Source organism: uncultured Maritalea sp. (assembly GCF_937139385.1).
In the GTDB taxonomy this organism is placed as follows: Bacteria; Pseudomonadota; Alphaproteobacteria; order Rhizobiales; family Devosiaceae; genus Maritalea; species Maritalea porphyrae_A.
Map to the genome: position 1 here is coordinate 1 of NZ_CAKZPW010000219.1, position 12,943 is coordinate 12,943.

At 48.8% G+C, this 12,943-nt stretch carries 9 protein-coding genes; all 9 read left to right on the plus strand.

Translation table 11 applies throughout. The features are described from left to right. A partial coding sequence (locus tag Q0231_RS09335) for an acyl-CoA dehydrogenase domain-containing protein (protein WP_299347323.1) occupies window positions 1-425 on the plus strand: 425 nt, incomplete at its 5' end. A 37-nt stretch (window positions 426-462) separates the two neighbouring features. Next, window positions 463-2,433, plus strand: a complete 1,971-nt coding sequence (locus Q0231_RS09340) for a 3-hydroxyacyl-CoA dehydrogenase NAD-binding domain-containing protein (RefSeq protein ID WP_299347325.1) — start codon at window positions 463-465, stop codon at window positions 2,431-2,433. Between the two features lie 12 nt (window positions 2,434-2,445). Further along, a complete protein-coding gene (locus Q0231_RS09345; protein WP_299347327.1) occupies window positions 2,446-3,732 on the plus strand; it encodes an acetyl-CoA C-acetyltransferase in 1,287 nt (428 codons plus the stop codon). Between the two features lie 612 nt (window positions 3,733-4,344). Beyond that, window positions 4,345-5,979, plus strand: coding sequence for a peptide ABC transporter substrate-binding protein (locus tag Q0231_RS09350; RefSeq protein ID WP_299347329.1), 1,635 nt, complete (start codon window positions 4,345-4,347; stop codon window positions 5,977-5,979). Window positions 5,980-6,160: 181 nt separating this feature from the next. Then, on the plus strand, window positions 6,161-7,087 hold the full coding sequence (oppB, locus tag Q0231_RS09355) for an oligopeptide ABC transporter permease OppB (RefSeq protein WP_269394916.1): 927 nt from the start codon (window positions 6,161-6,163) through the stop codon (window positions 7,085-7,087). Between the two features lie 9 nt (window positions 7,088-7,096). Next, a complete protein-coding gene (locus Q0231_RS09360) occupies window positions 7,097-8,026 on the plus strand; it encodes an ABC transporter permease subunit (protein ID WP_269394915.1) in 930 nt (309 codons plus the stop codon). A 68-nt stretch (window positions 8,027-8,094) separates the two neighbouring features. Continuing rightward, window positions 8,095-9,933, plus strand: a complete 1,839-nt coding sequence (locus Q0231_RS09365) for an ABC transporter ATP-binding protein (RefSeq protein WP_299347333.1) — start codon at window positions 8,095-8,097, stop codon at window positions 9,931-9,933. Window positions 9,934-10,147: 214 nt separating this feature from the next. Beyond that, a complete protein-coding gene (gene ykgO / locus Q0231_RS09370) occupies window positions 10,148-10,273 on the plus strand; it encodes a type B 50S ribosomal protein L36 (RefSeq protein ID WP_027835018.1) in 126 nt (41 codons plus the stop codon). A 295-nt stretch (window positions 10,274-10,568) separates the two neighbouring features. Beyond that, on the plus strand, window positions 10,569-12,943 hold a 2,375-nt coding region (locus Q0231_RS09375), incomplete at its 3' end, for a GNAT family N-acetyltransferase (RefSeq protein ID WP_299347338.1).

A 12,943-nucleotide genomic window follows, 5' to 3' on the forward strand; every position in this document is an offset into this window, starting at 1 on the left:
GTTTGGTGTTTCCATTTGGCGCCTATGCCCAACCTTCTGGCGATAGAGCAAATTACAAATTGGCCAAAGCAATGCTGATGCATTCAGAGCAGCGTGACCGTTTCACACGTGACCTGTTTGTAAGTTTTGATCCTGAAGACCGCACCGGCATTCTTGAAGATGCGCTCAAAAAGGTTGAAGAGGCTGCTGATGCGGAGAAGAAATTCATTCGTGCACTCAAGAAAGGCATCATTTCGCGACGTCTTGATCGGGATGCTATTGATGATGCAGTTGAACAAAATATCATCAATCATAATGAGGCGGGTCTTTTGCGTGCAGCGGATGAAGCGACGGACAATGTGATCCGGGTTGATGACTTTGCGCCGGATGAGCTTGCAAAAACCAACAAGTCGGGTGCTAATGGCGGCCATATTGCTGCTGAATAACCACCGGCGAAACTGATATGAGATGGGGAGCAAAAACGTGGCACAACCCAAAATGCCAAAGCTGAAATACTGGCGCTTTGAAGTCGATGTAGAAAAAATTGGTTGGCTGACCATTGATACGCCAAAATCGCCAGTAAACGTTCTGGGAACAGAATGCATGGGCGAACTTGAAACCCTGACGTTGCGGTTTGAAGATTTGGTGGCCTCTGATGAGCTGGCTGGCGTTGTGTTGTTATCGGCGAAGGACAATGGTTTCATTGCGGGTGCTGATGTGCGCGAATTTGACGCCATGAGTGATCCGTCGATTTTGCCAGAGGCTTTGAAAAAGGCACATGGGATTTTCAATCGCATTGAGAACCTCAAGGTGCCTGTTGTGGCTGGTATTCACGGGTTCTGTTTGGGCGGTGGATTTGAGTTGGCTTTAGCCTGCCATTATCGCATTGCCGTTAATGATGACAAAACACGGATTGGTTTCCCCGAAGTGAAGCTTGGTATTTTTCCAGGCTTTGGTGGCACAGGGCGTTCAATTCGCCAAGCAGGCCCAGTGGCCGCAATGACTGCAATGTTGACCGGCAAGTTCTACCGTGCGGGCGCGGCTAAAGGCATGGGTTTTGTTGATAAATTGGTGCGCCATAAAGACCAACTGCGTTGGGAAGCCCGTAAGGCTGTTATGCAGCGACGTGCTTCAGAACCCGCCGGATTTACAAAGCGTGTTATGGCCATGGGGCCGCTGCGCAGTTTTACAGCGAACAAAATGCGCGAAAGCGTGCGCAAAAAAGCCAACAAAAAGCATTACCCTGCACCCCACAAGCTGATCGATATTTACGAAAAGCATGGCGATAATCCAAAAGCTTTCATCAATGCAGAGCTCGAGCACTTCCCCCCATTAATGGCAACAGATACTGCGACCAATCTACGTCGCGTGTTCTTTTTGTCCGAAGGTTTGAAATCGCAAGGCGTTCAAAAAGGTCCAAAACCAAAGTTTGCGCGTGTGCATGTGATTGGCGCTGGTGTGATGGGTGGCGACATTGCCGCTTGGTGCGCGTTGCGCGGCATGGAAGTGACGTTGCAAGATTTGGATATGGAGCGCATTGCACCGGCACTGAAGCGGGCAAAATCGCTATTCAAAAAGCGTTTGCGCAAACCAAATCTTGTTGCGGCGGCAATGGCGCGATTGATCCCCGATACAGAAGCCAAAGGCGTTTCACGCGCGGATGTGGTGATTGAGGCGATTGTTGAAAATTTGGAAATCAAGCAAAAGCTGTTTGCCTCGCTTGAAGCAAAACTGAAACCAACAGCAATTTTGGCGACGAACACGTCGTCCATTCCGTTGGAAAAGATCGCTTCTGTTCTCAAAGATCCGTCCAAATTGATCGGGCTGCACTTCTTCAATCCCGTGGCACAATTGCCATTGGTTGAGGTGATTGAGCAAAAGGGCAATAGCGCCGAAGTGGTGCGTATTGGCGCAAGCTTTTGTACAGCGATTGGCAAAAGCCCAGTCGTGGTGAAAAGCGCGCCGGGTTTCTTGGTCAACCGGGTGTTGATGCCCTATATGTTGCAAGCGGTTATGCGGGTCGAAAATGGCGAAAACCCCGTCACCATCGACAAAGCCGCAGTTGCCTTTGGCATGCCAATGGGGCCGATTGAATTGATGGATGTTGTGGGCCTTGATGTGGGCAAGTCTGTTGCCGAAGAGCTTGGCCAGGAAGTAAAACAAGGTGGCAAGTTTGCTTCACTTGTGGCGAGTGGTCACTTGGGTCGTAAAACGGGCCAAGGTTTTTACAAATGGGAAGATGGGAAACCAACCAAGGGCGAAGCGGCAAATGTTGCGGACCTTGAAGGGCTTGGCCGTGAGTTGGTGAAGCCATTGGTTGATGAATGTGAGGTTTGTGTTGCGGACGGCATTGTTGCCAGCGCGGACATGGCCGACATTGGCGTGATTTTTGGTACGGGCTTTGCGCCTTTCCTTGGTGGGCCGATGCAGGCGCGCAAAGACGGCAAGGCGTAAGGGAGAGATTTGATGGCGAATAAAACACTTAAACGCGTTGCAATCGTTGGCAGTGCTCGAATTCCGTTTTGCCGCGCATATACGGGCTATATGGATGAAACAAGTTTGTCGATGATGTCTGGCGCTTTGTCGGGTTTGGTCGACAAGTTTGACCTTAAGGGGCAGCACATTGACGAGGTGATGGGTGGCGTTGTTCTTAATCATGCACGTGATTTTAATATCGCCCGTGAAGCAGCTTTGAACGCTGGCTTGGCACCAACGACGCCGGGCACCACGGTACAAATTGCATGCGGTACATCTTTGCAAGCGGCATTGATGCTTGGCGCCAAAATTGCTTCTGGTGACATAGAAAGCGGTATCGCGTGTGGCGCGGATAGCGTTAGCGATAGCCCTATTGTGTTTGGGCCTAAGTTTTCTAAACGCATGATCAAACTTAGCCGCGCGAAGACGCTTGGTCAAAAACTTGGCGTGTTCAAAGGCTTCTCGTTTGGCGAAGTGGTGCCGAATGCGCCTTCAACGTCCGAACCGCGCACCGGCTTATCGATGGGGCAGCATTGTGAATTGATGGCCCGCGAATGGGGCGTGACCCGCGAAGAACAAGATGAATTGGCGTGGCGCAGCCACATTAATGCCGCCAAAGCCTATGACGAGGGGTTCCACGATGATCTGATTGTGTCCCATGCGGGTGTTATGCGCGACAATAATGTGCGTGCTGATTCAACCGTTGAGAAAATGGCGACGCTGAAACCATCATTTGATCGCAAGTCTGGCCACGGCACACTAACAGCGGCGAACTCTACACCGCTGACCGACGGCGCGGCCGCAGTTTTGTTGGCCAGCGAAGAATGGGCCAAAGAGCGCGGTTTGCCGATACTTGGCTATTTGCGCGCTGGTGCGGTTTCGGCAAATGATTTTGCCGCGGGCGATGGACTATTGATGGCGCCAACAATTGCGGTGTCCAGTATGTTGCGCAAAGAGGACTTGGGATTTGCCGATATTGACTTCTTTGAATTGCATGAAGCTTTTGCCGCGCAAGCGCTTTGTACCATTAAGTCCTTTTCTGATCGGGCGTACAACCGCAAGGTGCTTGGCCGCGACAAAGTTTTGGGCAAGATTGACCCTAAGAAGCTGAACGTGAAAGGCTCAAGTGTTGCTTATGGGCACCCATTTGCGGCCACTGGGGCGCGTATTTTGGGTGTAACTGCAAAACTGCTTGATGAGAGCAAAAAACAACGCGCGTTGATCTCTGTTTGTACCGCTGGCGGTCAGGGTGTGGCTGCAATTGTTGAGCGCAGCTAGCGCCCATCTTTTTGGCCACGCGAAATGCTTTGCGTGGCCAACTTTGCCTTGTTCGCTCGCCTGGCTCGAGCCTTTGAGAGTTTGCAAATTCGGGCTCGATTAGGTTGGAACGTGTGCTGACACTTAACGGGCACAACCATAGGAATTGTGTCTGGCTGTTCTAAGTATTTCCCTTAAGAAAATTGTCCGATTGGTCTAGAACTGCCGTACCCTTGCGTACAATTGCAGCAATTGAGATGTATTGTCGGACAAATGGGGTTAGCGCCTTCAAGTTTAAGGGATATTCAGCGTGTGGTTTTTCCTCGCCGGGGGCAGTTTTTTACCAGTTTTCCAAAAAAATTTTGATCAGAGGAAAGTGATTAGCCTTCGAACTAATTCACTGAAATATAAACACAAAACTTGAATCAATGAACCTAGTTTAACAAATTGTGCTGATTTGCGACCGCCAAACGCGGGGTTTACCCTCAAACAGTGCTTGCCAAAAAGGGCGGTTGAACGCTAGGTTCTAGCCTCGCATTTGGGCTATTAAGTCCTCTTGTATAAAAGACCAAAAGACTGTCCACAAAAGCGACAGTCGAGGTCGAAGGAAACGTCTACTAGGGAGAGTAGTTTATGAAGTTTACCTCAATTTTTAACGTTGCTACGGCGGCAACTATCGCAGCCTCAATGGCTGGCGGTTTTGCTTACGCTGATGCAATGCATCCAATGACTGGCGAAAAGCTAGCTGCGGATCAAACATTCACATACCGTTTGCTCGATGGCATTCCAACACTTGATCCACAATTGAACGAAGACGTTTCTGGTTCAGATATTCTTCGCGATTTGTTTGAAGGTTTGACTAACCAAGACGCAGACGGCAACACCATTCCAGGTGTGGCGGAAAGCTGGGAAGCTTCTGAAGGCAACACAGTTTACACCTTTAAACTTCGCGACAATGCGAAATGGTCAAATGGTGATCCTGTAACGGCTAACGATTTTGTTTATGCATGGCGTCGTGCAGCTGACCCTGCAACCGCTTCACCTTATTCTTGGTACATCGATCTGATGTCAATCAAGAACGGCTCTGAAGTTCTTGCAGGCGACCTTGCACCTGACCAATTGGGTGTTGAAGCGGTTGACGATTACACCTTCAAAGTATCATTGAGCCAAGCTCTACCGTACTTTGTTGCGATGACAACCCACGCAACAGTTTTCCCAACTCACCAAGCAACAATCGAAGCGCATGGTGATCAGTGGACACGCCCTGAAAATATGGTTTCAAACGGCGCATACAAGCTGACCGAGTGGGTTCTTAAAGAGCGCACAACTCGCGAACGCAACACAATGTATTGGAACAACGACAAGACAATACTTGATAAAGTTGTGACATTGGTCATCAATGACGACAACGTGGCATTGACTCGCTGGCGTGCCGGTGAGCTTGACCAAACAGCAGTTCCTGCAGGTCAGTATCCTCGTCTTAAAGAAGAGTTACCAGCGGAGACGTTCTCGTTCCCACGTCTGTGTAACTACTACTATACATTCAACTTGACTGATTCAGGTCACCCTGCGTTCCAAGACGTGCGTGTGCGTAAAGCGCTTGCTTATGCAGTTGATCGCGACGTGGTTGTTGAGAAAGTATTGCAAGCAGGTCAGTATCCTGCTTACACATTTACACCTGGAGCAACAGCAGGCTTTAGCGTTCCTGACGTAGATTTCGCCGGTTGGACACAAGCTGAACGTGACGCAAAAGCTAAAGAGCTTTTGGCTGAAGCTGGATTTGGTGCAGACAATCCATTGAAGTTTGACATGTTGTACAACACGTCTGAAGGCCACAAGAAAATTGCAACTGCAATTGCAGCAATGTGGAAACAGAAGCTTGGTGTTGAAGCTGTTCTTGCGAACATGGAATGGAAGACATTCCTTGATGTACGTGGAAAACAAGACTTCCAGTTGGCACGTGGCGCATGGTGTGGTGACTACAACGAAGCATCAACATTCCTTGATCTTGTAGACACAGATTCTGGCTACAACGACGGTAAATGGTCAAACGCAGAAGTTGATCAACTGTTGGCTGAAGCGAAAACAAGTGCTGACCCATCTGCGAACTACACGCGGATTGAGCAAATCTTGGCAGAAGAAATGCCTGTGATCCCAGTGTATCACTATACTGGCAACTTCATGCTGAAGACTTCTCTGAAGGGCTGGCCTTTTGGTAACGTAGAGCAAAACTGGTATAGCCGTGACCTTTATAAGGTTGCTGAATAGCAGTTAAGCGAATTGGAGGTGCCGCGGCTTGCCGCGGTGCCTTCGTTTTTTGGAGCACTGCAAAATGCAGGTTCCAGTATTTAGCGAATGCCCTCTCACATTGTTGAAATGCCGGTTTTTTGCTTGGCTGATATAATGCGCAAATCGAAGAGGCACGCTAAGGGATGCAGGGTCAAAGCTTATGTTCAGCTTTATTGTAAAAAGAGCATTGTCGGCAGTTCCGACGCTCCTTTTTCTTATTATTTTTTCATTTGTCCTAATGCGCTTAGCGCCAGGCGGTCCGTTCACTTCAGAAAAACCGTTGCCGCCGCAGGTGTTGGCAAATATTGAGGCAAAATATGGTTTGGATCAGCCATGGTTGATTCAGATTTGGCGATATGTTTCGGGCATCATCACCCAGTTCGATTTTGGGCCATCTTTCCGCTATAAAGACCAAACGGTAAACAGTATCCTTTCTCAGGGCTTCTCTGTGACCTTGGTTTACGGCTTTTGGTCATTTGTTGCAGCAGTTGCCATTGGCATGCCTTTGGGCATTATTGCTGCAATTAAGCACAATAGTTGGTTGGATTATCTCGCCGTTGGTATTTCCATTGGCGCGCAAGTTTTGCCAAACTTCGTGATGGCACCAATTTTGGTGATCATTTTTACGCTTTGGCTAAAGGTCTTGCCAGGCGGCGGATGGAATGGCGGCGGCATAGAATATATCATCATGCCGGTTATCGCGCTGTCCACAAGCTATATGGCGTCAATTGCGCGTATCGCACGATCTTCGATGCTGGAGGTTTTGCATTCCAACTTCATTCGCACAGCGAAGGCCAAGGGCCTGCCGATGTCGAGCATCATTATGAAGCACGCCATCAAGCCGGCTTTGTTGCCCGTTGTGTCATACCTTGGCCCAGCGTTTGTGGGCATGATCACTGGTTCGGTGATTATCGACATGTACTTTTCAACCGGCGGTATGGGGCAATATTTCATCGAGGCTGCTCTGAACAGAGACTACTCTCTGCTCATGGGGGCAACGATTATTTTTGGCTCCCTCACCATCCTGTTCAATATGTTTGCTGACATTATTTATGCTTGGCTAGACCCGAAAATCCGGTTGGCTTAGGAGGCAAAAATGTTGGTAAGCAAAGAAAAAATGTCGAGCCTCGTTGAGGTTGCTTCGAATAGTAAAGAGGTTGAGGGACGCTCTCTTTGGCAAGATGCATGGGAACGCTTTCAGCGTAACAAGGCTGCAGTCGTAAGCGTGTTTGTTCTTACACTTATGGTGATTTGGTCATTTGTTGGACCTGCGTTGTCACCTTGGTCATACGAAGAGATTGACTGGAATGTGATTGGCAATGCGGCAACCGATGGGTTCCCTTCAATTGCGTCTGGTCATTATTTTGGGACTGACGATCTAGGTCGGGATATTTATGCGCGTACCCTTCAAGGTACACAGATATCGCTACTGGTGGGCTTGGTCGGTACGGCCGTTGCCGTGGTCATTGGCGTTCTATACGGCGCAATTGCGGGATATGTTGGCGGTCGTGTTGACAATTACATGATGCGCTTCGTCGACTTCTTGATGTCCATTCCATATATGTTCATTTTGATCATTCTGTTTGTGATGTTTGGCCGGTCATTGTGGTTGTTGTTCGCAGGTCTTGGTGCTTTTGCTTGGATGGATATGGCGCGTATTGTGCGTGGTCAGACTTTGTCTATTAAGAACAAAGAATATATTGAGGCGAGCGTTGCTTCCGGTGTTGGAAGTTTCACCATTATCATGCGGCACGTTTTGCCAAATCTCTTGGGTATTGTTGCCGTTTATACAACGCTATTGATCCCGGGCTTAATCATGACAGAGAGCTTCATTTCATTCCTTGGCCTGGGTATTCAAGAACCGCTGACCTCGTGGGGTGCTTTGATTTCGGATGGTGCTAAAACCATTCAATATGGCACGCCATGGCAACTCTTGTTCCCGCTTGGGTTCTTCATTGTTGGTTTGTTCTGTTTCTACTTCATTGGCGACGGCTTGCGCGATGCGCTTGATCCCAAAGATCGATAGGAGGGCATTTTGAATAATTCTCATTTTTCCCAATTGTCGACCTTCAATTTGAATAAAGGATCAGTAGCGTGAGCGATCAGAAGAAAAAAGTGTTGGAGGTCAACAACCTTAAGGTGACCTTCGATACGCCCGATGGGCAAGTAGAAGCGGTGAAGGGTGTTTCCCTTCACATTAAACCGGGTGAGTGTCTGGGAATCGTAGGTGAATCTGGTTCTGGCAAAAGCCAAACCTTTATGACCACCATGGGTTTGCTAGCAAACAATGGCCGTACTGAAGGTGAGATCATCTTTAACGGAACGTCCTTGCTCGGGCTATCAACCGCAGAGTTGAACACGGTGCGTGGTCGCAATATGTCGATGATCTTCCAAGATCCTTTGACATCATTGACCCCTCATCTCACCGTCTTTGAACAGATGTCTGAAGTGTTGCAGTTGCACACTGGAATGCGTGGGCGAGAAGCTGAAAAGAAGTGTCTTGATTGGTTGGATCGCGTTCGCATTTCTGAAGCTGAACGTCGGTTGCGCCAATATCCGCATGAGTTGTCCGGTGGCATGCGCCAACGGGTGATGATTGCAATGTCGATGTTGTGTTCACCGGATCTGTTGATTGCCGATGAGCCAACAACAGCGCTTGATGTGACCGTGCAAGCTGAAATCTTGGATCTCATGGATGAGCTGAAGCGGGAGAATAATACCGCAATTGCTTTGATTACACACGATATGGGCGTTGTTGCGCGCATGTGTGATCGCATTCAGGTCATGCGTCACGGTGTTTATGTTGAAGAGGGTACGGCCGAAGAAGTATTCCACAAGCCTGAGCATGAATATACCAAAATGCTTTTGGATGCGATGCCACGTATTGATCAGCCGGATAAGGCCACCAATCGAAAACTGAAGGAATACGACCTTAAAGGTCGGGACGAGAACTTCCTGAAAGTTGATGATGTAGAAGTGCACTTTAACATCAAAGTACCCACGGGGCTTTGGTATCGCAATGTGCCTTTGAAAGCAGTGGACGGCGTTAGTTTTGATCTAAGACCAGGTGAAACGCTCGGCATTGTGGGCGAATCGGGTTGTGGTAAATCCACGCTTGCGCGGGCTGTTCTGCAGTTGATCCCACCCACCGCCGGTACGGTGAGCTGGTTGGGTCGTCCTTTGGATGCTTCAAACAAGGCTGAATTGAAAGCCAAGCGTGAAGATCTGCAGATTGTGTTCCAAGATCCTTTGGCCAGTCTTGATCCGCGCATGACAATTTCAGATTCCATTATGGAGCCACTCCGCACGTTCCGCTCAGACTTGAGCCGTGAGGAAATGAAGTCGAAAGTGGCAAGCATCATGGAGCGGGTCGGGCTTGATCGAAATATGATCAATCGTTACCCACATGAGTTGTCCGGCGGACAGAATCAGCGTGTGGGCATTGCCCGTGCGATGATCATGGAGCCAAAGCTGGTTGTGTGTGATGAGGCGGTGTCGGCGCTTGACGTATCTATTCAAGCACAGATCATCGAGTTATTGATGGACTTGCAAGAAGAGTTTGGTCTCTCCTTGTTGTTCATCTCGCATGATTTGTCTGTGGTGCGTGAAGTATCTCACCGCATTATGGTGCTTTATCTTGGACGTATTGTGGAGTTGGCGGATCGCAATCAGATCTATTTGAACCCTCAACACCCCTATACTCAGCAGTTGATATCGGCAGTACCAATTCCCGATCCAAATGTGGAGCGGACGCGTGAGCGTATTCGTTTCCCAGGTGAATTGCCCTCGCCGATGGATCCAACAGCTAAGCTAAGATTCCTAAAATCTAAGCTTAAAGCCAATGAGCTTGATTATGTGCCTGAGCTACGCGAGCTCACACCGGGTCATTTTGTTGCGGAACATGATCCTATTGAAGAGCTTTTAGTCAGCTAATCAGCTTGTCTAATTTGTACTTAAACAGGGGGCCATTTGGTCCCCTGTTACAATTTTGAATACGTGAGTTGTTAATTGTCCCTTGTTTGGGAGAAGAATCCTTGGCTTTTTGTGTTATGGTGCGTTGACAAACTTGGGATTTATCCATAAACAACGACCAACGAATTCTTGGCGCCAGTGGCGCCTATTTTTATGAATGTGAAGGGTGACCGGAATGAAAATCAAAAATTCCATTAAAGCGCTGCGCACCCGGCATCGCGACAATAAGGTCGTTCGCCGTCGCGGTCGCATCTACATTATCAACAAAGTGAACAAGCGCTTTAAGGCTCGTCAGGGCTAAGCAGTTCAAGCTTTGAACTATCAAATTTGGGGTCGATGGCAATGCCATCGGCCCTTTTTGTTGTGCTTGGGTATTTGGGATGAGCTTGCGAAATGATGGCGGTGAGTTTTGGGCCCTGCACTTACAACTGTACCAAATTGGGACAATTCAATTAGATTCGTTATTTTTTGCTTAATCTACTTCGTATGTGTAACATGCACAGTTGAGCATGCATCCAATTTTGGTTTGTTGATTGCGTCAATACTAGTTTGGAGTTCGGTCGCAGCGCTGAACCCAAGTCCCATAGGGGGGGAAAATGACTGTTCAAGAAGATATTGCAAAAATCTACGTTGGTTATTACGGACGCTCACCAGAGCCGGAAGGCTGGAACTATTGGATCGGCGAAAACACCAAAGCGAACCCATTGTCGCTCGCGCAAATAGCCGCTTCTTTTTCGGTTCAACCCGAATCTAAAGCGCTTTATCCATTTCTTGTTGCGCCCGCGATTTCTGATCCTACGACATTCATTACTCAGGTTTACCAAAATCTCTTTAATCGAAACCCCGATGCAGAGGGGCTGAATTATTGGAAAGGTAAACTTGCCGCCGCACTTGGAGATCCGCAAGCAACGGGCGCTATGATTATCGATATTATTTCTGGCGCGAAAGATGATGCAAACGGCAACGATAGAACGACGTTAAACAACAAAGTTGCTGTTGCGATGGACTGGGGCACCAGTGTCCTGGCTTTGACAAATCTTGATTATGAAAACAACGCTGCGGCAAAAGCTTCGGCGAAGGAAGTATTGCAAGGCGTTACCGACGACGCATCAACAGTTGCGGCTGCAAAAGCGAAGACAGACGTTTATGTTGCGGACGCTGCAAGTGCCAATCCTGGTGAAACGTTTAACCTGATCTCAAGTGTTGAAACCAAAACCGGTGGCACTGGTGACGATAAATTTGTTGGCACCAATACCACGTTAAATGATGGCGATAATCTGAATGGCGGGGGTGGTACGGATACCCTTAGCATAACTGACGTTTCGGGAACGACAGTGACACCAGTTCTTACAAGCATTGAAAAGATTGAGTTGCTAGCTACCCATTCGTCGCTAACAACATTCAACCTGAGTGCTTCCACGGGCGTCACGTCAGCGGCTTTGAACAACAGTTCGGGCGGTTTAAAGCTTGAAGGCGCGGCTGCAATTGCAGACTTGTCCGCCACCAACACCACTGGCAACGCTTCGTTGATTGCTTCTTACAAAGCAAGTGCTGTTTCAGGATCAAGTGATGTCCAAAAGATCGCTTTGGAAAATGCTGTTTTGAATGGTGCAATTGCCATTGATGATGTGGAAACGTTCGAGATCACAGCAACGGGTACGAACACGACCACCAACATTATTGGTGCGCACACGATCAATGTAAGTGGCTCAGGTTCATTCGCTGGTGAATTCCGTCCAAGTACAGATACCGGCACATTCACCTCTACCGGTTCTGGGGCGATGAACATTAATTTCCAAAGCAATAAAAGCTACACGGTTGTGACCGGAAGCGGCAATGACAATTTGGAATTTGGCAGCACCAACACGGTTGATGTGAAATCAGGCGGTGGCGATGACACCTTGCATTTTGATTCTTCGTTAGATTCGACCGATAAGATTGACGGCGGTTCTGGAAAAGACACATTGGTCTTGGACAGCTTCGCAAATACTGCCACGCATGTGAATAAGGCCACTGGCATTGAAGTTTTGGTTGCGCAAAACGCGAGCAATGGCTTTACCGCAAGCGATTACACCAATGTGCATGAGTTTGTGTTTGCAGGTGGTCCTTCTGGTAGCCGAGTAAATGTTCGTGGCGTTGAGACTGAAGATCGGATCGTTTTTACGGCGGATCAAAGCCAAGGCGACGAAGCTGTTCGGTTTGAAGGCGAGAGTGCAGGTCAAACTTTGACCATGGAACTGCGTGCGCAAACTGGCAGTAGCGGCGAAGTGGTTATTCATGCCAATACCAATACTGGCAATGATTATGCAGCCGTTGGTTTCCAAAGCAATATTTCGTCGGTCATTATTGATTCAACCGGTGTTACTGGTGCAAGCACAAATGCCAATATGGTTCACGCTGTCGACAATGGCAGCAACAACTATTATGCGTTTGCAAATGATGGTGGCATTGCGAACTTCACGATCACTGGTACGCACGCACTTAACATTGGCGCTAAAGATGGTGCTGAGATGTCTGCGAGCAGCGATACGTTCGGGTTCATGAACGCTGTTAACGTGAATGCGGGGGCGTTTAAGGCTGATTTGAAAATTGCTGGTTCAAACTCTGATGATACGCTAACCGGCGGTGATGGAAACGACGTGTTCTACGGTATGTCGGGCGATGATACTTTGCGCGGCAATGGCGGTGGGGTAATACCCCGCCCCAAGGTTTTGCAGGTTCTCACATCCCGCTTCATTGAAACCGGGCTGTCGATGATAGGTGATTGCGATCTTGGGGGCACCTTCGGGCAGCTCGGCGTTCATTTGCGCCACCATCCGCTTGCGATTGTCCGGATCGATGGCACGATCGCGGGCCTCGTCCGGTTGGATCTGCGCGCCGATGCGCCGGAGGTGTCAAAGCTGTTTGTCTGTCCAGATCACATGGGCAAGGGCGTTGGGTCGGCGCTGATCAACTGGGCCAAGGACGAAGC